Source organism: Novosphingobium sp. NFX11 (assembly GCF_057376415.1).
Window position 1 is genome coordinate 1,974,451 of the sequence record NZ_CP080384.1, and the last position, 23,054, is coordinate 1,997,504.

Here is a 23,054-nt window from a genome sequence, read left to right on the forward strand (position 1 = left end):
TCTATTCAAACCGCAAGAAGGGAGCGCCGGCGATCGCCGACGCTCCCTCTCGGGGCATCAGAACTTGTACGTCAACGAGGCCTGGAAGCTGCGCGGCAGCTCCGGCAGGACGATCGTGGAACCGAACAGTTCGGTAAAGTTGGCACGGAAGTACTTCTTGTCGGTGACGTTCTTCACGACCAGACGGGCGAGCCACGGGCCGGTCTCGTACGAGATGGCCGCGTCGATCTTGGTGTAAGCGGGCAGCTTCACCGCCTGCGACTGGCCCGAGTAGACCGAGTCCACCTTCACTCCGCTGGCGCTCAGCGCGAGGCCGTTGTCGAAGGCATACGTCGCTGTCAGCGAGTAGAGGTTGGTCGGGATACCGGCACGGCGCGAGTCGCTCTTGCTGGTGATCGGCACGAGGCCGATCGGCTGGCCGCCGAGGTAGAGCGACGGATCGCTGACGTTGACCAGATCCTCGATGCCGAAGAAGCTGAACAGCGTGCCATTGGTCAGCGCGGTCAGGTTGTAGACCTTGGTGCGCGTGTAGCCACCGGTGATCAGCAGGTGCTTGTCCACCGACCAGCGGAACTCGGCTTCCAGGCCCTTGGTCTCGACCGACTGGTTCACCGTGACCGACTGGATGTTGTAGTCGGTGCGCTTCTGCTTGTAGATCGACACCGCCGCATAGAGGCGATCATCGAGCCAGCTTCCCTTCAGGCCGCCTTCGTAGAGCTTGGAGGCCGAGACAAAGGTCTGTCCGGCGATGTCGCCCGGATAGAGTTCAGCACCCTGCCCGGCGATCACGGTCGATTGGCGCGCGATCGTGGCATAGGGGATCAGGCCGTAGGGCAGCTTGTAGTTGGCGCTGGCCGACCACGACCATGCGCCCTTGTTACCGCTGGCGCTGTCGGGAATGCCGTCCGCCCGATTGGATGCGACCTGCGCCGCTTCCATCTTGCCGATGTTGTAGGCCGACTTCGCCTTGAGGTAGTCGTAACGGGCACCCACCGTCACATCGAGACCGAAACTGAAGTCGAAGTCCGCCAGCGCGGCGATTGAGTAATCGGTGTAGTGGCCGGTGACATAGTTGGTGTAATCGCAGTCGCACTCGGTCGAGAGCAGGCGATCCGACGCCGGGGTGTAGCCGACGGTCAGGTCGACGCGATGGAAGTATTCGTAGTTGAAATCGTCACCGTGCTTGAAATTGGTGTAGCGGATCGACGGCGATACCTGGAATGCGAACTTGCCGATATCGTTCTCGAACTTGTCCGAGATGACGACCTTGTTCTCGATCGCATAGGAATCGTGGAACTGCGAGAAGCCGTAGGAATTCTCGTTGATGTTGTCGTACGAGTCGAAGAAGAACTGGTTCTTGATCTCGAGATCGCCGGCACCTTTCCAGATCAGGTCAGCGTAAAGCGTACTGCCCTTGTTATCGAGGCGATCGTTCTTCCCGGTCAGCGTCTTGCGGCGGCTGAGCTTGGCGGTGCCCACGTTGGTCAGGTTGAGCGCGGTATTGGGGTTGGGCGTACCGTCGGGGCTGTTGGTAAAGCATGCGTCCGTGATCGACGATGCAAACACCCCGCCACCGCAGGCGAAGCCGCCGAAGATCGACATGCCGCCGGGAACCGCCGCGTTGATCTCGCCCTGCGAAATCTGGCCGTCGCCATTGGTGTCGAGCGGCTTTGCCGAGCCGGTAATGTACGTGCCGTTGTCGACGAGGTCCTGCGTCAGGCGGTTCCAGCCGCCGTTCTGCTGGCCCTTGTAGTTCTGGTACATGCCGCCGAATTCGAGGCGCAGGTTGGGCGTCAGGTCGGTGTCGAACGAACCCTGCAGGATCGTCTGACGGGTCGACATGTTGTCGTAGTAGCTGCCCGAATCCTCGACTTCCGCGAACAGGCTGTAGCCGAATTCCTGCGTGCCGATCTTGCCGGGGCCGCGCATTTCGGCCTTGATATCGGCCTTGCGCCAGCTGCCGCCGGTCATGGTGACCTCACCCTCGGGGCTGGCGAGGTAGGAGCCGCCCTGAACGCGCGCCGACTTCGGCACGAAGTTCATGTAGCCGCCGGTCTTCGACGGACCGTAGATCGGCGAGGCCGGGCCGCGCACGATGTCGATGCGCTCGGAGGCGCCGATCGGGGTCGGGTAGTTGCCGGGGTTGTCGAGGCGGCGCATGCCGCGGAAGTAGATTTCGCCCGGAGTACCGCGAATGTCGAGCGCGCCGCCGACGCCGAAGAACGAGTTGGTGAACGTGCCCGGCGACTGCGCGACGAGGTCGTAGATGTCGGTAATGCCGAAGCGTTCCATCTGCTCGGCGCTGATGGTGGAGACCGAACGCGGCGTCTCGGTCACGGTCTTGTCGAAGCCGAAGACGGTGCCGACACCCTCGATCGGCAGAGCGCCGAGCGAACCGGTGACGACGATGTCCTTGCCGTCCTCGGTCGTTTCATCGGCGGCCGCCTGCGCGAAAGCCGGTGTCGTCAGTGCAGTGCAACAAAGCAGCGCGCCCGCGGCCAATACCGTCTTGCGCGCAGTGAAACGGATCATATCCCTCATGGTATGCCCCCTTGATACGGCGGGAACGGTCCTTGCCGCCCGCCGCGTGCTGTTGTGTCCCTCCTCTCCCGCACTTCCCTGTGCAGTCCCTGTTTACGGTGTGCCGTTGCTTTGACGGCAAGCATCCGCGATCGCGGCAAGGAAACTCAGTCCCCCGCCGCTCCCTGTCTGGCCTTGAACCGGTCGAGCGAGCGCTCGAACCGGTCGAAGTTCATCTCCAGCCGTGCCTGCAGCGTGGCCTTCTCGTTCTTTGCGAGAAATGTCTTGCAGGACCCGGCCGCGAAATCCGTCGCGCACGGCGCCACCACTGCCCCATAGCGGCGGTCCGCCCACAGGCTCGCGCCCGGCGCGAAGGAATATTCCAGGCTGTTGCGCGCCAGTTCCTTGAGGTCGGCGTAGTGCAGCCCCTGTTGCTGCACCGCGCGGACATGCTCGTTGGTCATGTCGGAACGCAGCACGCCCTCGTCGTCGGTGGAGAGCATCACCGGCACGCCCATCGAGCGGTAGAGGTGCAGCGGATGGACGCCGCCCTCCACGCCCAGGATCACGGCGTTGCTGGTGAGATTGATCTCCACCCCGATCCCGTCCCGCGCCATGCGGGCGAGGGTTTCCGGGGCGTTGACTTCATAGGCAATGTCGACGCCGTGGCCGATGCGCTTGGCACCCGAGGCGATGGCCTTGCCGATATGGTCCTCGAGATCCTTGGGCGGCACCAGCCCGAGCGCGAGTTCGCCTGCATGCATGGTGACGTTGACCTTGGGATACTTCGCTCCGAGGAAGCGGAACATCGCCATGTGCAGGTCGTAGTCGCGCAAGGCGACCGGATCGTCCTCGGGCATGACGATGTTGACGCCGACGAAGCGCGGGTCCTTGTCCGCCAGCACGAAGCCCGCGAGCATCGAGCGCCACACGACCTGCCGCGGCAATCCGCGCATGGCCGAGTAGATGTAGTGCATCGCGACGCCGCAGCCCGGATCGGCCGCCTTCGTGCTGCAGCCGAGGCGCTTCTTCGCGAAGGCTTCCTCCTCGTCCACTTCCGCGATAGCCGGCGCGACCAACGCCTGAGCCGCCGGAAGGTCGCGCTTGTAGGCGGCGGCGATGCCGTCGACGTCGAGCGGTGCATTCGGGGCGGACAGCATGAACGGCGTCGTGCTGTCCGGATTGTGCATCAGTTCGACGTAGACGAGGTTGTTGCGGCCCGCGCTGGCGAAGGCGTCGGCCAGCCAGCGCGCGTCTTCGCCGTCCGCCGCAGGACCGAACTTGCGGAAGCTGGAGAAGAACTGGTTGTGGCCGGAGACCAGAGCCGGGCCGATGCCCTTCTGGAAGCCCCGCGTAGAGATCGCGTCGATCAGCTTCGCGTAAGTGAACGGGTCCTTCTCGGCCATCGGACCGATCTGGAGTTCGGCGGGACACGGCCCCGGCACGATGCGGGTAATCCCCTCGTCCGCGCACATGCCCTTGGCGGCGGCGACCTTGAGGAAGTCCTCCGCATAGACCGAACCGCCGAGGTGGTTGTGCAGATCGCCGCCCTTGGGCATCGCCTGCAGGAACACGCGCAGCCGCCCGGCATTGCCCGCCATTTCGTCGAGCATGGCAGACGCCGCCGCCTCGTCCGCATGCGCGGCCGGAGCCGCGAGAGGCAAGGCCAGCGTCGTCAGCAAGGTGGAAACGAGGCGCCTCACGGTACGGGGCCTCCGGCACCGCGTTCTCGTACTTGTCCCAGTGCTTGAGCAGTTCGTGCACGACCGGCGCGCCGACGAGATAGTTCGCCTCGAACGCGGCCTTCTGGCCCGCGCCTTCGTTGGCGACGCTCTCGACCGCCGAGACGCCCGGAGGCGGCATCGAAGGGTTGGAGCCCGTGCGCAGCACCATGACACGGTTCGCATCGACCAGACCGTTCTTGGCCGCGATCAGGATCGAGCCCTGCTGGATCTGGCTTTCCATGTTGGTCATGGCGAAGCGACCCTTGCCGCCGGTCCACAGCTTGACCCAGTCGCGCGCCCACTGCGTGCGGCTCGGACCATGCCAGTAGCGCAGGCCGCCCAAGGTCTCGCCCATCAGCACGAACGGCGGCTTCTGCGCATTGGGCCAGCCCTTCCAGCGCGCGCGGTCGGCCTGAAGCTCCGGCGAGTCCGGGATCTTCATGTCCTTGCTGAGACCATAGGCCCAGTAAGCGAGCCCCTGATTCAGCTCGGCCGACATCGACAGCTTGCGGGTGTCCGTGAAGCCGGCGAAGTCCTGAGTGGCTCCGGGCAGAGTGTTCGGCTTGTCGGCGCCGATCGCGAACAAGCCATAAGGCCAGTCCTTCGGCACTTCGCGGTCGTCGAACTCGCGCAGCTTGTCGCCGTCGACCACCCAGCGCGACCACGCCGCGCTGCCGACCGAGGCCAACTGCGGATCGACGCCGGAGATGCCGGTGAACAGCCAGTACGTCTTCGTGAAATCGAAGCGCGGGTCCATCAGCAGCGCGGTCAGCTGGTCGGACACGCTGCCGATCATCGTGTCCGGGCTGCCCCAGACCATGCCGTAGAGCCCGTCCGCATTGCGGCGCAGCGGGTGGAGCGTGCCCTTGACCGGGATCACCTCGTCGAGATGCTCGCGCTCGGCCCAGGCCTGGAATTCGCCGGGGGCATCGCCCTTGTCCTCACCCGGTTCGAACGTGGCGACGACGATGACCTTCACCGGAATCGGCGTGACCTTGGGAATTTCCGGCAGCGCAGGCTCGGCCGCTGCCGCAGCGACGGGCGCAAGCAGGCCCGCTGCTGCAGCAAGCGCCAGCGCACGCAAGGAAGCCCTCAAGGGGCGGCCGGATCGATAAGCAATCATTGTAACTAGAACCCCGAGAACGGGGCGCACCCGCGCAGGTTCGGTGGATTCACCCGGCACCGGCGCGCCCCCTTACCAAAAGTGCGGCTCCGGCGACCGACGATCCCCCTGTAGGGAGAGGATCGGGAAATCGCGTTCGTCGGATCGCACCTTCCGGTATTGCTAGCGGTGGTACGGCACAGGAGATAGTGCTAGCAAACGCAATGAATCCCACGGTCCGTTGCAAAAATTAGAGCAGGTCTAAAGTCGCCATGCCCGCCTTTTCCCGTTTTCTGCGCTATTTCATGGTCGTCGGCCGCCACGGTTCGATCCGCAAGGCCGCCGACGAGCTCAATGTCTCGGCCTCGGCCATCGCCCGCCAGATCCTCAACGTCGAGGCGGAGATCGGCACACCTCTGTTCGAGCGCCTGCCCACCGGCCTGCGCCTGACGGCGGCGGGAGAGATCATGATGGCGGCGGGCAACCGCTGGCAGAAGAACATGCAGGACATCCGCGCGCAGATAGAGGACTTGCGCGGGCTCAAACGCGGTCACGTGGACTTCGCCATCATCGACGCGCTGGCCAAGGGCTACATTCCCTCGGTCGTCCGCTCGGTGCAGGAACGGTATCCGGGCATTACCGTCGGCGTGAAGGTCCAGGCCAACGACGAAGTCCGCAAAGCCGTCGCCAGCGGCGAAGTCGATTTCGGCATCCTGTTCGAACCGCACAGCTACCGCGACCTGACGGTACGCGCCTTCGTGGAAGTGGTTCTCGGCTTCATCACGCCGCCGGGGCACCCGCTGGGCGAACTGTCCGAGGCCCGCTTCTCCGCCGCCATCGGCGAGCCGCTGATCGTCCCGGCCGAAGTTCTGGCGATCAGCCAGCAGATCGCCGTCCTCGAAGGCACGACAGGCATGGACATGAGCCGGATCGCGACCTCCGACAACATCCAGATGATCGCCTCGCTGGTGCAGGCCGGAGCGGGCGTGGGTATCCTGTCCTCACTCGACGTGATCACCGAAGTGCAAGCGGGCCAGGTATCCTTCACCCGCATCTCCGACGCGCTGCTGCGGCCGATGACGCTGGCGCTCTGTACCAACTCCGCACGCACCCCTTCCTATGCGGCCAGTCTCGTTCTGTCGGAGATCGAGAACGGGTTCGCGGGCCTCAGCTATGTGGAATCGATGCTCTCGACGGAAGAGAACGACGCATGATGCTGCTCACCCGGTTGCCCTTGCGCCATAGTGTCCCTATCGGCACACCTTTCCCGACATCGCCGGACAGGATTCGCTCCGCATGAGCCAGACCGAAGAACCGCAACTGCATTACCTCGAATACTACGAGGACTTCCTCGCCAAAGTCCGCGTGCTCTCGCGCAAGATCCGCGAAGGCGAATGGCAGCCCGAATTCATCATAGGCGTCGGCCGCGGCGGCCTCGTGCCGGCGGTCTACATCTCGCACCAGCTCGAAGTGCCGATGCTGTCGATCGACCACTCGGCCAAGGTTCCCGGCTTTGCCGACGAACTGCTCGGCAAGGTCGCAGGGATGACCGCCGAGGGCAAGCGCCTGCTCTTCGTCGACGACATCAACGACAGCGGCGGCACCATCGAGTACATCCGCAATCTGCTGGGCGACAACGGCTGCGACGCCGAAAACCTGCGCTTCGCGGTGCTGATCAATAACACCCGTTCCAAGGCGGTCGCCGAACTCTACGTCGACGCCATCGACCGTGACGAGGACAAGCGCTGGTTCGTGTTCCCGTGGGAATCGGTCGGCACCAAGGACGCCATCGTCGAGGAAGCGCGCTCGGTCCCCGAGAGGCTTGGCTGATCATGCGGATCTGCGTCTATCTCGGCTCCTCTGCGGGCGTTAATCCCCTGTATCGCGAAGCTGCGCACCAGTTCGGCACGCTGCTGGCCAAGCGCGGCATCGGCCTCGTCTACGGCGGCGGCATGGTCGGCCTGATGGGCGTGGTCGCGGACGCGGCCTGCGCGGCGGGCGGCGAAGTCATCGGCGTCATCCCCGAGGCCCTGCGCGCGCGCGAGCACGACCACCAGGGCATCACCGAGCTTCACGTCGTCAAGACCATGCACGAGCGCAAGGCGATGATGGCCAATCTCTCGGACGGTTTCGTCACCCTGCCCGGCGGCATCGGCACGTTCGAGGAAATGTTCGAGGCGTGGTGCTGGACGCAGCTCGGCTATCACAACAAGCCGGTGGGCCTGCTTGACGTGAACGGGTTCTACTCGGGGCTGGGCCAGTTCATCGACAACGTGGTGGAGGAAGGCTTCCTCCAGCCGCGCCACCGCGCGATGCTGATCGTCGAGAAGGACCCCGAGGCGATGATCGATCGGATCGTCAACTTCGTCCCGCCCGAAAACGAGCACTGGCTCGGCGCGCAGGACGTTTGAACGAAACGCTACTTCGTCATTGCGAGCGAAGCGAAGCAATCCAGGGCGGAGTAGCACTGCCCTGGATTGCTTCGCTTCGCTCGCAATGACGACAAGGGCTCAGGTTTCGGTAATATTCAACACCGCCGCGTAAGGATCACCCGCCAGCCCAAGCACGTGCGCGAAGGCGGGCTCGGTCTTCATCCCGGCCGCCCGCGCCGCCATTACGGAAGCGCGAAACTCCGGCCCGCGCTCATCGAGAAGCCGGCGCTCGATCTCGAAATGCCGCCACCCGACTTGCGCATCGACCGGCACCGGCGAGCCGAACAGCTCGAACGGCACCCCGTCGATCGTGAAGACCGCGACCACCGCCCGCTCGTCACGCAGCCACTGATGCATCGCGAAGTCCGCAGCGCCCGCGAAAGCACCCCATACCACGCGGGAAAACTCCCCGGCGTCAGGCGCATGGCAGAGGACATCGACGTCACTGCCGGGCACGGCGATGCCGAGCGGAAACGTCCCCGCGACCCGCGCATCGAAGGCGACAAGAACCGACAGTATTCCACTGTGCTCGACCGCCTCGCGCCATTTCGCGCTCACCCTGCGGCGTAAGCCTCCAGCCGCTCGACATGCCGTGCGACCATCTCCTGCGGCAGGAAAGAGCCGGTGAAGCTGTTGCGCGCCAGCGTCACTAGGTCATCGCGCGAAAGCCCCTCGCCTCAGCCACAGCGCGGTAGTTGTCCGCCACGTATCCGCCGAAATAGGCCGGATCGTCGGAATTCACCGTAGCTTTCAAGCCCTCCGCCAGCATCCGGTCTAGCGGATGATCAGCAAGGTCCTTCACCACGCAGAGCTTGAGGTTGGACAGCGGGCAGACCGTCAGCGTGATCCCCTCGGCCGCGAGGCGCGCAACCAGCGCCTCGTCTTCCAGCGCGCGGTTGCCGTGGTCGATGCGGTCGACGCCGAGCAGGTCCAGCGCCTCGTGGACGTAGGCGGGCGGGCCTTCCTCTCCGGCATGGGCGGTGATCTTGAGGCCCTTCTCGCGCGCCGCCGCGAAGACGCGGGCAAACTTGGCGGGCGGGTGGCCGACTTCCGAACTGTCGAGCCCCACCGCCGCGATCCTGCCCAGCCAGGGCTCGGCCATCTCCAGCGTGGCGAAGGCGGCCTCTTCCGGCAAATGGCGCAGGAACGAGAGAATAAGCTGCGACGTCAGGCCGAATTCGGTCTCGGCCGCCGCCATTGCCGACAACAGGCCCTCGATCACTTCGGCAAAGGGAATGCCGCGATCGGTGTGGGTCTGCGGATCGAACATGATCTCCGCATGGACAACGCCGTCCGCCGCGGCGCGCGTGAAGTACGCCATCGCGAGGTCATGGAAATCCGCGCGGGTGCGCAACACGTCGGCGCCCGCGTAATAGATGTCGAGGAAATCCTGCAGGTTCGAGAAGTCGTAGGCGGCGCGCACCTCCTCCACCGAGGCGTAAGGAATGGCGACGTTGTTGCGCTGCGCCAGCGCGAACATCAGTTCGGGCTCGAGGCTGCCTTCGATGTGGAGGTGCAATTCGGCCTTGGGGAGGCCGGCGATAAACTGGGCAAGATCGGTCATGGTGTCCTTTTGTACGCGCATTCGCCCAGCAGGTAAGTACGGGAAATGGCGCGCTCGTCGCCGAGGATCTGGAGTGCGAAGAGCCGCGTGGCAAGGTCCGCGTCTTCTGTCCGTCGCTCCATCAGCGGCGTGGCGGCGCTGTCGAGCACGACGAAGTCGGCCTCCTGCCCCACTTCCAGCGCGCCCACGCGGTCGGCGATGTGCAGCAGCGAGGCGCTTCCCGCCGTGGCGAGATAGAGCGCGCGGAACGGATCGAGCCGGTCCTCGCGGGCCAGCGCGGCCTGGTAGGCGAGGCCCGCTGTGCGCAGCATCGAGAACGACGTGCCCGCCCCGACGTCGGTGCCCAGGCCCAGCCGCAGCGCGTGCCGGTCCGCCTGTCCGAAGTTGAAGTGTCCGGACCCAAGGAACAGGTTGGACGAAGGACAGACCGCCACGCCCGCGCCGCTCTCGTGCAGGCGCGAGCAGGCCCGGTCGGACAAGTGGATGCCGTGCGCGAAGACCGAGCGCGGCGTTACCAGTCCGAAGCGGTCGTAAGCATCGAGGTAGTCGGCGCTGTCCGGGAACCGCGCGGCGACAGCGGCGACTTCGTGGACGTTCTCCGACAAGTGCGTGTGCATCAGCACGTCGGGATGCTTGGCCAGAAGCGCGCCTGCGTCGGCCAGCTGCGCATCGCTGGAGGCGAGCGCGAAACGCGGGGTCACCGCGTAGCCCAGTCTGCCCCGCCCGCGCCAGCGCCGGATCAGCGCCTCGGTTTCGGCCCGTCCCGAAGCGACGGTATCCTGCAGGCCTTCGGGGCCGAGGTCCATCAGCACCTTGCCGGAAACGATGCGCATTCGCCGCTCCAGCGCGGCCTCGAACAGGGCATCGACCGACTGTTCGTGGACGGTGGGATAGACCAGCGCGCTGGTGGTTCCGTTGCGCAGCAGTTCGTCGAGGAAGAACGCCGCCACGGCATCGGCGTGGGCCTTGTCCGCGAACGCCTTTTCCGCCGGGAAGATGTGCTTGTCGAGCCAGTCGAGAAGCTGTTCCCCGTAGGAGGCGATGCGGTCGGTCTGGGGGTAATGGACGTGCGCGTCGATGAAGCCGGGCACGACGAGGCCGGGCAGCATTTCGACATCGGGATACTTGTCCGCGAGGTCCGGGTAAGCGCCGCGCGCGATGACCACGCCATCCTCGACGACGAGCAGGCCGTCGGGTTCATGGCGCACGGCATCGGGCGCGTCATGCGGGACCGAGAGCAGTTCGGCGCGATAGGCGCGGATCATCGTTCCTCCCCGGTACGGGGAGGGGACCACCCGCAGGGTGGTGGAGGGGCACCGGCGGGGTCGCACTGACCTTCAAGGACAGCCGGTCTGGCGCGTGCTCCTCCACCATGCTTCGCATGGTCCCCTCCCCCATTGGGGAGGAACTTGGCGGTACTCATCATTTTCCTCTCAATTGCAGCAGCTGCGCGCAGACCGCGATGGCGATCACGTCCGGCTCCTTGCCGGAGACGCCGGGCACGCCGATCGGCGCGGTGAGGCGCTCCAGCGCCTCCGGTGAAATTCCGTCCGCCGCCAGTCGCGACCGGAAACGGGCGATCTTGGTGGATGAGCCTATGAGGCCGACGAAAGCCGGCAACTCGGCACGCCTCAGCGCCGCCAGCGTCAGATGATAGTCCAGCGGATGATCGTGCGTCAGGATCAGCACGGCGGCATCGGCCGGAGCCTCGGCGACGCAGTGCGCGATGTCCTCCTCGGCGACCAAGGTCACACCGTCGATATGCGCCTGCTCGGGCCGGGTGTCGAACCATGCGAGTTGCAGCGGCAACCCGATCATGTGCCGCGCGATGGCCTGCCCGACATGGCCCGCACCGAACAGGTAGACCGGGCGCGGCCGCTCGCCCACTGGCTCGACGATGCGGGCGCCAACTTCGGGCCTGTCGCCGCGCGCGGACTGGCGGGTGACCGTTTCACGCTCGAACACGCGGCGTTCCACGGCGTCTTCGGCAAAGCTGGTCACCAGCATCCGGCCGGGCTCGGCGTCATGCAGCCAGTCGAGCGCCCCGGTGTCGAGATGCTCCACCAGCACCCGCACCCGGCCGCCGCAGCATTGCCCCAGCAGCGGGCCAAGCGGATAGTCCTGCACCCTCCACGTGCCCGGCGCATGACCCAGGATTGCGCGCGCCTGCTCGACCGCGCGGTATTCCAACTGGCCGCCGCCGATGGTCCCTTCCTGTCCCTGCGCAGTAACGAGCATCCGCGTGCCCGCCCCGCGCGGGGCCGAGCCCTCGCTGGCGAGCACGGACACCATCGCGGTCGGGACCGTCCGGTCCAGCCGCCGCAGCCAACCGATCCACTGCGTCATGCCGAAAACGCCGCGATCGCCTTGAGGATGCGCTCAGGCGTACAGGGCGCGTCGAGCTGCGGCAACGCGCGCTTGCCGGGCACGGTCGCGGCAACGGCGCGGTTCAGCGCCGAGAAAACCGAGATCGCCAGCATGAACGGCGGCTCGCCCACCGCCTTGGAACGGTTGATGGTCGGCTCGACGTTCTCGCCGTCCCACAAGGTCACGGTGAAATGCCTGGGCCGGTCGGAGGCGGTGGGGATCTTGTACGTCGCGGGGCTGTGCGTCAGCAAGCGCCCCTTGGCGTCCCAGACCAGTTCCTCGGTCGTCAGCCAGCCCTGCCCCTGGATGAACCCGCCCTCGATCTGGCCCTTGTCGATCACCGCGTTCAGCGATCGGCCGACGTCGTGAATGATGTCGACGGCCAGGACTTTATGCTCGCCGGTCAGGGTATCGATCACGACCTCGCTCACCGCCGCGCCATAAGCGAAATAGTAGAACGGACGGCCCTTGAAGACCGAGCGATCGTATTCGATCCCCGGCGTCGCATAATAGCCGGTCGAGGACAGCGACACGCGCCCGATATGCGCCTTGCGCGCGACTTGCGCGAAATCCAGCGTCTCCGCGCCGACGATCACGCCGCCGGGGGTGAAGTGCACCTCGCCTTCCTCCAAGCTGTAAGTGCGGGCGAGGAAATCCGTCAGCCGGTCGCGGATCGTCATCGCCGCATTGTGCGCCGCCATGCCGTTGAGGTCCGCGCCGGAACTGGCCGCCGTAGCGGAGGTATTGGGCACCTTGTCAGTGCGCGTCGCGGTGATGCGGATGGTCTCCATCGGCACCGCGAAGACGTCGGCCACCACGCGCGCTACCTTGGTGTAGAGGCCCTGCCCCATCTCGGTGCCGCCGTGGTTCACCTGGATCGAACCGTCGGCGTAAACGTGGACGAGCGCGCCCGCCTGGTTGAGATGGGTGGTGGTGAAGCTGATCCCAAACTTCACCGGCGTCAGCGCGATGCCCTTCTTGAGAACGGGATTGGCGGCGTTAAACGCTTTCACGGCCTTCACCCGCTCATCGTAGCGCGACGTCTGCCGCAGCCGGGCAATGAGTTGCGGGGCGACGTTGTCGGCGACGGTCATCGCGTATGGCGTCGTCTCGCGCCCCGGACCGTAGAGGTTCAGCACCCGCACATCGAGCGGGTCGCGGCCCAGCGCCATCGCCACGTCGTCGATCACGCGCTCGATAGCCAGCATGCCCTGCGGCCCACCGAAGCCGCGGAAGGCGGTGGCCGAGACGGTGTTGGTCTTCAAACGCTCGGACACGACTTCGACGTCGGGCAGGAAGTAGCAGTTGTCCGAATGGAACATCGCGCGGTCGTTAATCGCCGGGGACAAGTCCACCGTCGCCCCGCACGCCGAGGCAAGGTGCAGCGACAGCGCCAGCAGACGGCCCGCGTCGTCGAAGCCGACCTCGTAGGCGACATCGAAGGGATGGCGCTTGCCGGTCATGACCATGTCGTCGTCGCGATCGACGCGGAACTTGGCGGGGCGACCGGTCTTGCTGGCAACGAGCGCGGCGGCGGCGGCGAACAGCGCGGCCTGCGTCTCCTTGCCGCCGAACGCGCCGCCCATGCGCCGCACCTCCACCGTCACGTCGGCGGACGATACGTGCAACATGTGCGCGACGAGGTGCTGGACCTCGCTCGGGTGCTGGGTGGAGCACAGGACGTGGACCTGCCCGTCCTCGCCCGGTGTCGCGACGGAGACTTGGCCCTCAAGGTAGAAATGGTCCTGTCCGCCCATGGCGAAGCGGCCCGAGAGGCGGTGAGGCGCGGCGTCCAGCGCGGCAGGAGCATCGCCCCGGGCCATGCGCTGCGCGGGCTCGATGTGCGATCCGGCAGCCTGCGCCTCGGCGACCGTGAGCGCGGCTGGGAGCGGTTCGTACGCGATGCGGCCGAGACGCGCGGCGATGCGGGCCGCGCGCTGGCTGGTCGCGGCGACGAGGAACACCGCCTGCCCGTGGGTGATGACTTCCCCATCGGCGAGCAGCCGGTCGTCGCCCGCTACCGGACTGACGTCGTTCGCGCCGGGAATGTCGGCGGCAGTATAGACTGCGACGACGCCGGGAGACGCACGCACCTCGGACAAGTCCATCGAGACGATCCGCGCGCGCGCCTCGCTCGACTGGCCGAAGGCGAGGTGCAGCATGTCCGCAGGTTCGGTCAGGTCGTCCGCATAGCGCGCCTCGCCCGCGACATGGAGCCGCGCGCTGTCGTGCGGATGCGAGGGCTTGGGCAGCACCTTCCAGGCGGGATCGCGCTCAGCCATCGACAGCCTCCAGCACGGAAGTCGCGACGCCCTGCGAGCGCAGCCAGAGACGACGTAGGAGATTCGCAGCGGCCTCGACGCGGTAGGCGGAGGAGCCGCGCACGTCGGTCAGGGGTTCGAAGTCCGCTTTCAGCGCTTCGGCAGCGGCGGTGAACGTGGCTTCGGCAAAAGGCTGGCCGATCAGCGCGGCCTCGCACGTGCCGGCCCGCTTTGGAGTCGCCGCCATGCCGCCGAACGCGGCGCGCGCCTCTTCGATCACGCCGTCCTCTACACGCAGCGCGAAGGCGCCGCAGACCGCCGAGATGTCGCTGTCGAACCGGCGCGAGAGCTTGGAAATCAGGATCACCGTATCCGCCGGAGGGCGCGGGATACGCACGGATCTCGACGAACTCGCCAGGCTGCCGATCCTGCTTGCCGTAAGCGAGGAAGTAGTCCTCCAGCGCCATCGTCCGCCGCCCCGCCATGCTGCGCAGCGTAAGTTCGGCACCGAGTGCAATGAGCGCCGGAGGGCCATCGCCGATCGGCGAACCGTTGGCGATATTGCCCCCACGGTCCCGGCGTTGCGTACCTGAAGCCCCCGATGCGGCGCACGAGTTCGCCGAGGTCCGGATGCAATCGAGCCATCGCCGCATGTGCATCGGCGTAACGCACGCCCGCACCGAGGGTCAGCGCATCGGCGCTTTCCTCGATCGCCGCGAGTTCGGCGATGCCGCCCAGGAAGATCACGGTGCCCAGATCGCGCAGGCCCTTGGTGACCCACAGGCCCACGTCGGTAGCTCCGGCCACCAAACGCGCGTTGGGATGTTCGGCCAGCAATGCAGCGAGTTCATCGCAGGTGCGCGGCGCGAACCAGCGGCGGCCCCGCCACTCGCCCGAAGCGCTGCCCTCCAGCGCCTTGAGCGCGGCGATCACCCTCGTATCGTCCTGCTCGCAAGATCCGGCACCTTCCCCGGCCTCGATGATCGGACCATAGCCGGTGCAGCGGCACAAGTTGCCCGCGATCACATCCTCTACCGGCAGATCGCAGCCGCGCGCGCCGATGGTGCGGCCGTGCAGCGACATGACGAATCCCGGCGTGCAGAAGCCGCACTGCGAACTCCCGTTGCAGGCCATCGTCTCCTGCAAGGCATTGAGCGTGCCGGTATCGTCCTTGAGGCTTTCGACGGTCATAACCGCCTTGCCGTCCAGCATCGGCAGGAACTGGATGCAGGAATTGACCGCGCGCCATGCCACGCCCTCGCCTTCCAGCGCGCCGACCAGCACCGTGCAGGCACCGCAGTCTCCCTCGGCGCAACCTTCCTTGGTTCCGGTGCGCCGCATCGTGTAGCGCAGATGATCGAGCACCGTCGCGGTCGGATCGACCGTGTCCAGTTCGACCACTTCGCCATCAAGAAGGAAGCGCACCGGCACGTCAGCTGCCCCGGTAGGTCGAGTAGCCGAAAGGCGAGACCAGCAGCGGTACGTGGTAATGCGCATCGGGGTCGGCAATGCCAAAATCGATCGAGACATGATCGAGGAACGGCGGCTCGGGCAGCTTGATCCCCTTGCCCCGGAAATAGGCGGCCACCGCGAAAGTCAGGCGATACGTGCCGGTCGGCAGCGCCGGGAGACCCGGGCAGCGGCCGTCGGCATTGGTCTCGCCGGTGAACAGGATCGTGCCCGACCCGGTTTCGAGACACAGGGAAATCCCCGTCGCGGGAGCGCCGTGAGTCGTATCGAGGACGTGCGTGGACAGACTGCTCATGCGACCGTCTCCTCCTCGCGCGGCCACTGGCCGAGAAATTCATGCTCGTCATAGTCGAGAAAGTCGGCCACCAGAGCCTCCCGGTCGTCGAGGAAGAGTTGGTCGGCCACGCCCTTGACCAGCCGGGGCAGCGCATTGTGCAGGCCCGACAGTGCCGAGGCCGAGAGCCCCAGGCTCACCAGCGCCGAATAGTTGAACGCGAACAATCCGTGCAGCGGCGCGCCGTCCACTCCATCGCGCGGCAGGAACTCGAAAGCGTTGCCGAGATAAGGGTGAGCATCGATGAGCGCATTGGGCTTGCCCGGAGGCGTCACGCGATCGGACCAGCGGGCGATGAGGTCGGCCACGTCCGCCAGTTCGGGACGCAGGCCGGGATCGCTGAGGAGACCGGTGGAGACGACGACGAAGTCGAAGTCGTGATGCCCGTGCGGCGTCGTGACACGGACCAACCCGTCATGTTCCTTCACGTCCAGCCAAGGCGCGCCGAGGTGCAGGGCAAAGCCGGGCCATGCCGCCGCGCGCTCGAAGGTGTCGTTCGTCGGCGGCTGGTTGTGACCGAGGAAAGCGTCCATTGCCGCGTATTTGGTCTGATCGTCCAGCGCCGGGTAGCGAGCGGTGAAGCCGACGCGCTCCATGAAGCGGATCGGGTTGATGCGGGGCAGTTCCTTGCGGCGCATGAACACTTCCGCCGCCGCCACGCCCTGCGTCAGGGCGAAGTTGGCGTTGTCGAAGGCCGAGGCGCCGCCGCCCAGCACGCCGATGCGTTTGCCGTGCAGTGCCGCGAAGTCGATCGGCTCGCTGGTGTGCGCCCACAAGTGCCGGGGCAGGTTGTCGCGCACCATCGCCGGGGTGTGCCATTCGCCGCCGCCCTGGATGCCGGTGGCCAGCACCACCTTGCGCGCCAGCGCCACGCTGCCGTCAGCGAAGTGCAGGCAATGCACGCCATGCGCCGTGACCGGCTCGATCCGCTGCAGCTTCGCGCCGTTCTCCACCGGCAGGTCAAGCACGCGGCGATACCAGCGCAGATATTCCATCCAGTCGCCGCGCGCGATCTTGTCGACCGCCTGCCAGCCGGCGAGCCCGTGCTGCGCTTCCCACCAGGCGCGGTAGGTCAGCGAGGGCACGCCGAAATCGATCGGGTTGAGATGCTTGGGCGTACGCAGCGTGACCATGCGCGCATACGTTTCCCAGGGCCCTTCGAACCCGGCCTCGTTCTCGTCGAACACGCGCACGTTGGTCACGCCCTCGCGCCTCAGGCCCAGCGCGGCGGAGAGGCCGCATTGCCCCCACCGATGACCGCGACATCGAGCACCGGCGCGCCCTCTACCGCGCGCGGTCGCACCCATTCGGGGCGAGCGAAGCCGATCAGCTCCAGCTCGCGGGCAAGCTGCGCCTCGAGGGCGGGAAGGCCGATTGCATCGTTCATGTCATGTCTTTCAGGCGCAGGCGGACGATCTCGCCGATCTGCTCCAGCGCGGTGGCCACTTCGGTCTCGCGGTCGTTGGCGAGGCGGCGGTCCATCGCGGCGAGGATACCCGCCTTGTCGGTCAGGCGCACGCAGATGATGAAGGGAAAGTCGAACGCTGCGCGGTAAGCGGCGTTCAGGCGGTGGAACTCGGCGTATTCCTCAGGGGTCAGGCGGTCGAGCCCGGCGCTGGCCTGCTCGGCGGTGCTGGCCTCGGTGAGGGTGCGGTCGATCGCGGCCTTGCCCGCGAGTTCGGGGTGCGCGCGGATCAGGGCAAGCTGCTCGTCAGGGCTGGCGGCGTGCAGCACCGCCATCAGATCGGCATGACGATCGCCGGAAGACGGCCGCGCGTCGGCGCGCTCCTCCACCCAAGGGCTATGTTCGAACAAGGCGGTCACGATGTGCTCCCCTCAAGGCTGACGTGAGCGGAAACGACCTTCCAGCCGTCTGCGAAGCGCACCCATGATTGAGTCTGGCGCCCTCGGTGATCGGAGCCTTCGCGGAAGAATTCGGCATCGGCGGTGGCGAAGGTATCGCCGTAGACGGTGATCGCCACGCGGCCCAGCTTGCGCTGCGGAGACCCGCCGCGTCCCTTTCGGAACGCGCGGATTTCCTCGATGCCATAGAGCACTTCGCCCACGCCGTAGCGGTTGGTGGTGGGGGCATCGTGGAACAGCGCGTCCATCGCCGGGATATCGTCCGCCATCAGCGCCGTCTCGTAGGCGTGGAAGGCGTGGGTGACTTCGGCGAGGAGGACAGGGTCATTAATCCGCATAAGGATGCACCTCCATCCAGTGCCGCGCGATGTCGATGCGCCGCGCCACCCAGGCGTCGCCGCTGGCGGTGACATGATCGAGGAACCGCGCCAGCCACCGCGCGCGGCCGGGCTTGCCGGCGATGCGGGCGTGGAGGCCGATCGACATCATCCGCCCGCCCTCCTCGCGCAGCTGGTCGAAGGTGTCGCGCATGTGGCGGAAGAACTGCTCGCCCTCGGTGAAGCCGTTGAGCGCGACAATCTTCATGTCGTTGACGTCGAGGGTATAGGGCACGATCAGCTGAGCTTTGTCGTACCGGGTGTCCCAGTAAGGCAGGTCGTCGGCGTAGCTGTCCGCGTCGTAGGTGAAGCCGCCCTCCTCGGCCACCAGCCGCGCGGTATTGGGCGAGGTGCGGCCCTGATACCAGCCGAGCGGGCGCTGGCCGGTGAGCTTTTCGTGGAGCGCGATGGCCTCGGCGATGTGCGCGCGTTCGACTTCCTCGGGCTGGTACTGGTAATCGATCCAGCGCAGGCCATGGCTGGCGATCTCCCAGTCCGCCGCGAGCATCGCCGCGACCGCCTCGGGGTTCATCTCCATGGCCTTGGCCACGCCGAAGACGGTGATGGGCAGGCCGCGCTCGGTGAACAGGCGATGCAGGCGCCAGAACCCGGCGCGGCTGCCGTATTCGTAGAGGCTCTCCATCGCCATCGCCCGGTCCGGGTGACTGCCCGCGCCGACCATTTCGGACAGGAACGCCTCGGAGCCCTTGTCGCCGTTCAGCACCGAGTTCTCGGCGCCTTCCTCGTAGTTGACGACGAACTGCACCGCCACGCGGGCACCGTTCGGCCACTGCGGGTCGGGCGGGGTCTGGCCGTAGCCGATGAGGTCGCGGGTCATACCGTCGTCATCCCGGACTTGATCCGGGACCGCTGGCCGTGAACAGCCCAGCGCGCTGCGGACGCCTGCGGCCCCGCCGAAAGAGCGTGCCTAAAGACCGCCACCGGTCCCGGCCTGCGCCGGGACGACGCCAGATGACGCATCCTCATGCGCCTTCGCCTTCGGGCCACGCCGCGATGGCCGCCGGAACCGCCTCGCCCATCGGCAACGCGAATCCCTGCATCACCAGACATGATTCCAGCGCTGCCAGCGTCAGCAGCACCTTGTGCTTCATCGCGTTGTAACCCATCGCGCCGATGCGCCAGATCTTGCCTTGAAGCGGGCCGAAAGCGGTGCCGATCTCGATCTCGAACAGCTCGCGCATGGCCCCGCGCACGGCCTCGCCATCGACGCTCTCGGGGATGTACACGCCGGTCACGTTGGTCATGCGATAGCGGTCGTCGCCGAACACCGTCAGCCCCATCGCGCGCAGGCCCGCCGTCATTGCCCGGCCCGCCGAGGCATGGCGGGCATAGCGCGCCTCAAGCCCCTCGCCCAGCACGATGCGCGCGCATTCTCGGGCGGCATAGAGCATCGAGGTCGCCTCGGTGTGGTGGTTCAGGCGCTTTTCGGACCAGTAATCCATGATCATCGCGAGGTCGAAGTAGTTGGAGCCGATGCGCGGGCCGGCACCATCGACCGTTCCGGCGACGCGGATGCCCTGCTCCACATGACGGCGCTTGCCGATGTGCTCGGCGGCGCGGTCCGAAATCGTGATCGGGGCCGAGCCGGAGGGGCCGCCGAGGCACTTCTGCAGGCCGCCGGTGACCACATCGACATCCCAGCGATCCGCCGCCAGTTCCATGCCGCCGATCGTCGCGGTGGCATCGACGTAGGATAGCGCGCCCGCCCGGCGGCACAGTTCGCCGAAGCCTTCGAGCGGCTGCGCCATCGTCGTCGAGGTGTCGCCGTGGATGGTCGCCACGATCTTGGGGTGACAGCGGGCGATGGCCTCGGCGATGCGATCCATCGGCACGACTTCGCCCCAGGGCGCCTCGACCGTCTCGATCACCGCGCCGATGCGCTGGAGGATTTCCGTCAGCAGCAGGCCGAAACGGCCGAAGTTGACCACCAGCACCACGTCGCCCGGCGCGACGAGGCTGACCAGCGCCGCCTCGATCCCGGCGCGGGCGGTGCCGTCGACCAGCATCGTCCACTGGTTCTGCGTCCCGAAGATCGGGCGGTAGAGCGCCATGACCTGGTTCATGAAACCGGTCATCTCGGGATCGAACTGGCCGAGCAGGTCGGCGCTCATCGCCCGCAGCACGCGCGGGTGGGCATTGATCGGCCCCGGACCCATCAGCAGGCGCTGGGGCGGGTCGATCTCTCCAAAGAGCTGCGAGATCAAGCGACAAAGGATTCTCCAAGACGATCGATGAAGCCGAGCATTACCCGCAACGCGATCTCCGCGTCCGCAGGCTCGACATGCTCGGCCGGATTGTGGCTGATGCCTTCGCGGCACCGGATGAACAGCATGACAGTGGGGCACAGCGCGGCCATGTTCATGGCATCGTGCCCGGCGCCCGACACCAGACGACGCACCGGCTGCCCGGTGGCTGCGAGCGCATCGTCCATCATGTCCATCAGCGCAGGGTCGCTGGGGCTGGCGGCAAGGTCGTGGATCAGGCTGACGGCCAATTCCAGCGCGCGCGCCTCGGCGATTTCCTCGATCCGCGCGAGGATCGCCTCAGCCACCGCGTCGCGCCGTTCTTCCGCGCCCGAGCGGACGTCGATAGTGAAGCGGACCTCGCCGGGGATGACGTTGGGGGCGCCAGGCAGCGCCTCCAGCACGCCGACGGTGGCGACGACGTCGGAGTTGTCCGCGCGGGCGATCTGCTCCACCGCCAGCACCATCGCCGCCGCACCCGCCAGCGCATCGCGGCGCAGGCGCATCGTCGCGGTGCCCGCGTGCCCGGCCATGCCCTTGACGGTGACGCGGTAGCGCAGCTGCGCGGCGATGCCGGTGACGGTGCCCACCGCGAGGTCGTCCGCCTCCAGCACCGGCCCCTGCTCGATATGCGCCTCGAGGTAGGCCAGCGTGGTATCGGCCGCGCGGGCGGCAGTGAGATAGTCTGGCGTGGTGGCGAGCGCTTCGGCCAGCGTCACGCCCGCCGTATCCGTGATATCGAGCGCGGCGGCATCGAGCGTCCCGGCCACCGCCCGGCTCGTCAGCATCGCGGCGGGAAAGCGCGATCCTTCCTCGTCCCCGAAGGCATAGACCTCGATCGGGAACGGCAGTCTACGCCCTTCGGCATGGAGCGCGGCGACCGCCTCGATACCGAGCATGATGCCCAGCGGCCCGTCGTAAGGCCCTGCGTCACGCACGGAATCGAGGTGGCTGCCGATCACCAGCGCCGGGGCATGGCCGAGGTGGCCGTCATAGCGACCCACCAGATTGGCGGCGGCGTCGATATGGACGCGCATGCCTGCGGCCTCCATCCACCCGGCCACTTGCTCCTGCGCGGCGGCATAAGCCGGGGTAAGGTAGGCGCGGAACAGGCCGCCCTCCATGTCGCTGTAGGGCGCGACGCGCAGTTCGTCGCACCGCGCGACGGCACGAGCGCCGCTAGGGATGTCGCTCACCATCCCGCCGCCTCGCCATCGCTACGCGGATCGCTCGCGCCTTCGAACGCCCCTTCAGCAAGCCGCACCACAGCGCCCGCATGCCCCATCGTCGCAGTCAGGCCACCGACGCGCTCGACGTCGTGGCCAGCATCGGTGAGCTGCGCGTAAAGCCCCTCGTCGAAACCGTCCTCCAGCTTGAGCGAGGTCGTGACGTCCCCCCAGGTCCGGCCCAGCAGCCAGCGCGGGGCGCTGATGGCGTCCTGCAGGTCCATGCCGAAGCGGGCATAGCGCGTGAACAGCGCCGCCTGCGTCTGCGGCTGGCCCTCGCCGCCCATCGTGCCATAGGCCATGACGCGCCCGTCCTCGAACACCGCCAGTGCCGGGTTGAGCGTATGGAACGGCTTGCGTCCGGGCTTCAGGGCATTCCAGCCGGACTCGGCCAAACGGAACGAGCTGCCCCGGTTCTGCCAGGTGATGCCGGTCTGCGGCAGCACGAGGCCCGAGCCGAACTCGAAATAGGTGGACTGGATGCACGACACCACCCGCCCCTCGGCATCGGCGGCGCCGAACCAGCAGGTATCGCCCCACTGCGGCGGCTGCGGCCATTCCAGCGCCTTGGCCGGATCGATCCGCGCCGCGAGTTCGTGCAGCGCGGCGGGGTCGGAGAGCAGCGCCTGAAAGTCGAAGTCCGTGTGCGCCGGATCGCCGACATGCACGTCGCGCAGCAGGAACGCCTGCTTGGTCGCCTCGACAAGGCCGTGGACGTGGTCGAAGCCTTCGGGGGCATCGGCCTTGAGCCGGTCGAACAGCGCCAGGATCAGCAGCGAGGCGAAGCCCTGCGTCGGCGGCGTCGCGTTGTAGAGCGTCGCACCACCGACGCGCGTATGCAGCGGGTCCGGCCGGGTCGCCGTGTGCGCGGCGAGGTCCGCGGCGGAGACGGGACTGCCGAGCGCTTCCAGATCGGCCGCGATCAAAGCGGCCAGTTCGCCGGTGTAGAAATCCTGTAGCCCGTTCGCGGCCAGTTTACGCAGGGTCTGCGCCAGCGCGGGCAGGCGCAGCGTATCGCCCTCGTCCAGCGGGCGGCCTTCCGGCTCGAAGGTCGCGGCGTAGGCGCCGGGCTGGCCGCGCAGTTCGTCGCCCTTCCCTGCCGCGATGGCCGCGCCGCCCTTGGTCACGGCCACGCCGTTCTCGGCATGGGCAATCGCATCGCGCAGCAGGCGCTCCAGCGGCAGCGTGCAGTACTCCGCCTCCAGCGCCGCCGCCCAGCCGGAGATCGTGCCCGCCACCGTATTCGCCGCCAGAGGCCCGCGCGTCGGCACCGCCTCCAGCCCGGCATAGAGCGACAGGTCGGCCGTCGCCGCCGCGCCGCCGCAGCCGTGGATCGAGTGCACGGTGCCGTCCGGCTCGCGGATGACCCAGAAGCCGTCGCCGCCGATCGCGGTCATGTGCGGATAGACGACGGCCAGCGTCGCGGCGATGGCGACGCACGCCTCCACCGCATTGCCGCCGTCGGCAAGCACGTCGCGGCCCGCCTGCGCGGCAAGGAAGTGCGGCGCAGTGGCGATGCCGTTTTGGGCAGTTACGGTCTGCATGGAACC

General features: G+C 67.0%; 18 protein-coding genes and 5 pseudogenes. 4 read left to right on the forward strand and 19 right to left on the reverse strand.

What is annotated here, in order from left to right; all coding sequences use genetic code 11:
* Positions 1-57: 57 nt before the first annotated feature.
* The 3 genes and pseudogenes from KZO24_RS10075 to KZO24_RS10085 form a co-directional block, all read right to left on the reverse strand.
* Positions 58-2,541 (reverse strand): TonB-dependent siderophore receptor, encoded by a 2,484-nt coding sequence (locus KZO24_RS10075; RefSeq protein WP_271181795.1) that lies wholly within the window; start codon positions 2,539-2,541, stop codon positions 58-60.
* A gap of 146 nt (positions 2,542-2,687) precedes the next feature.
* Complete coding sequence (locus KZO24_RS10080) at positions 2,688-4,223, reverse strand: adenosine deaminase family protein (protein ID WP_271181796.1); 1,536 nt, start codon at positions 4,221-4,223, stop codon at positions 2,688-2,690.
* 76 nt (positions 4,224-4,299) lie between these two features.
* Positions 4,300-5,223 (reverse strand): annotated as a pseudogene (locus KZO24_RS10085) (purine nucleoside permease); the annotation flags it as partial.
* Here KZO24_RS10085 and KZO24_RS10090 point away from each other — a divergent pair.
* From KZO24_RS10090 to KZO24_RS10105, 4 genes are all read left to right on the forward strand, one after another.
* On the forward strand, positions 5,111-5,359 hold the full coding sequence (locus tag KZO24_RS10090; protein ID WP_486486125.1) for a hypothetical protein: 249 nt from the start codon (positions 5,111-5,113) through the stop codon (positions 5,357-5,359). The pseudogene KZO24_RS10085 and the gene KZO24_RS10090 sit on opposite strands and share 113 nt — an antisense overlap.
* 259 nt (positions 5,360-5,618) lie before the next feature.
* Positions 5,619-6,560: a LysR family transcriptional regulator gene (locus KZO24_RS10095; protein ID WP_008832235.1), complete on the forward strand. Its 942-nt coding sequence runs from the start codon at positions 5,619-5,621 to the stop codon at positions 6,558-6,560.
* A gap of 82 nt (positions 6,561-6,642) precedes the next feature.
* Positions 6,643-7,176: a phosphoribosyltransferase gene (locus KZO24_RS10100; RefSeq protein WP_036522491.1), complete on the forward strand. Its 534-nt coding sequence runs from the start codon at positions 6,643-6,645 to the stop codon at positions 7,174-7,176.
* Between the two features lie 2 nt (positions 7,177-7,178).
* Entirely contained in the window at positions 7,179-7,757 is a 579-nt protein-coding gene (locus tag KZO24_RS10105; protein ID WP_008832237.1) for an LOG family protein, read from the forward strand.
* A 99-nt stretch (positions 7,758-7,856) separates the two neighbouring features.
* On the opposite strand, the gene KZO24_RS10110 is transcribed toward KZO24_RS10105, so the two are convergent.
* The 16 genes and pseudogenes from KZO24_RS10110 to KZO24_RS10185 form a co-directional block, all read right to left on the reverse strand.
* Positions 7,857-8,336 (reverse strand): DUF4269 domain-containing protein, encoded by a 480-nt coding sequence (locus tag KZO24_RS10110; RefSeq protein ID WP_271181798.1) that lies wholly within the window; start codon positions 8,334-8,336, stop codon positions 7,857-7,859.
* Positions 8,333-9,342, reverse strand: a pseudogene (locus KZO24_RS10115) (adenosine deaminase). Before KZO24_RS10115 ends, KZO24_RS10110 begins: the two are co-directional and overlap by 4 nt.
* Complete coding sequence (gene guaD, locus KZO24_RS10120) at positions 9,339-10,607, reverse strand: guanine deaminase (RefSeq protein WP_271181800.1); 1,269 nt, start codon at positions 10,605-10,607, stop codon at positions 9,339-9,341. The pseudogene KZO24_RS10115 and the gene guaD overlap by 4 nt, the downstream one beginning before the upstream one ends.
* Positions 10,608-10,764: 157 nt before the next feature.
* Positions 10,765-11,688 (reverse strand): xanthine dehydrogenase accessory protein XdhC, encoded by a 924-nt coding sequence (gene xdhC, locus KZO24_RS10125; protein WP_271181801.1) that lies wholly within the window; start codon positions 11,686-11,688, stop codon positions 10,765-10,767.
* Positions 11,685-13,991: a xanthine dehydrogenase molybdopterin binding subunit gene (xdhB, locus tag KZO24_RS10130; RefSeq protein ID WP_271181802.1), complete on the reverse strand. Its 2,307-nt coding sequence runs from the start codon at positions 13,989-13,991 to the stop codon at positions 11,685-11,687. The genes xdhC and xdhB overlap by 4 nt, the downstream gene beginning before the upstream one ends.
* Positions 13,984-14,337, reverse strand: a complete 354-nt coding sequence (locus KZO24_RS10135) for a hypothetical protein (protein ID WP_486486126.1) — start codon at positions 14,335-14,337, stop codon at positions 13,984-13,986. The genes xdhB and KZO24_RS10135 overlap by 8 nt, the downstream gene beginning before the upstream one ends.
* A gap of 94 nt (positions 14,338-14,431) precedes the next feature.
* Positions 14,432-14,629, reverse strand: a pseudogene (locus KZO24_RS10140) (FAD binding domain-containing protein); the annotation flags it as partial.
* A pseudogene (locus KZO24_RS10145) lies at positions 14,625-15,500 on the reverse strand (2Fe-2S iron-sulfur cluster-binding protein); the annotation flags it as partial. The pseudogenes KZO24_RS10140 and KZO24_RS10145, both read right to left, overlap by 5 nt.
* On the reverse strand, positions 15,403-15,735 hold the full coding sequence (gene uraH, locus KZO24_RS10150; protein WP_008832244.1) for a hydroxyisourate hydrolase: 333 nt from the start codon (positions 15,733-15,735) through the stop codon (positions 15,403-15,405). The pseudogene KZO24_RS10145 and the gene uraH, both read right to left, overlap by 98 nt.
* A pseudogene (locus KZO24_RS10155) lies at positions 15,732-17,161 on the reverse strand (FAD-dependent oxidoreductase). Before KZO24_RS10155 ends, uraH begins: the two are co-directional and overlap by 4 nt.
* Positions 17,158-17,598 carry a 2-oxo-4-hydroxy-4-carboxy-5-ureidoimidazoline decarboxylase gene (uraD, locus tag KZO24_RS10160; RefSeq protein WP_271181805.1) on the reverse strand — a complete coding sequence of 147 codons (441 nt, stop codon included), beginning with the start codon at positions 17,596-17,598 and terminating at the stop codon, positions 17,158-17,160. The pseudogene KZO24_RS10155 and the gene uraD overlap by 4 nt, the downstream one beginning before the upstream one ends.
* Positions 17,595-17,975, reverse strand: coding sequence for an oxalurate catabolism protein HpxZ (hpxZ, locus tag KZO24_RS10165; RefSeq protein ID WP_271181806.1), 381 nt, complete (start codon positions 17,973-17,975; stop codon positions 17,595-17,597). The genes uraD and hpxZ overlap by 4 nt, the downstream gene beginning before the upstream one ends.
* Entirely contained in the window at positions 17,965-18,852 is an 888-nt protein-coding gene (gene puuE, locus KZO24_RS10170) for an allantoinase PuuE (protein ID WP_271181807.1), read from the reverse strand. Before puuE ends, hpxZ begins: the two co-directional genes overlap by 11 nt.
* A gap of 145 nt (positions 18,853-18,997) precedes the next feature.
* Positions 18,998-20,191, reverse strand: a complete 1,194-nt coding sequence (locus KZO24_RS10175) for a pyridoxal-phosphate-dependent aminotransferase family protein (protein ID WP_271182142.1) — start codon at positions 20,189-20,191, stop codon at positions 18,998-19,000.
* Between the two features lie 44 nt (positions 20,192-20,235).
* Positions 20,236-21,477 carry an allantoate amidohydrolase gene (locus tag KZO24_RS10180; protein ID WP_271181808.1) on the reverse strand — a complete coding sequence of 414 codons (1,242 nt, stop codon included), beginning with the start codon at positions 21,475-21,477 and terminating at the stop codon, positions 20,236-20,238.
* Entirely contained in the window at positions 21,471-23,048 is a 1,578-nt protein-coding gene (locus KZO24_RS10185) for a gamma-glutamyltransferase family protein (protein WP_271181809.1), read from the reverse strand. The genes KZO24_RS10180 and KZO24_RS10185 overlap by 7 nt, the downstream gene beginning before the upstream one ends.
* Positions 23,049-23,054: the final 6 nt, after the last annotated feature.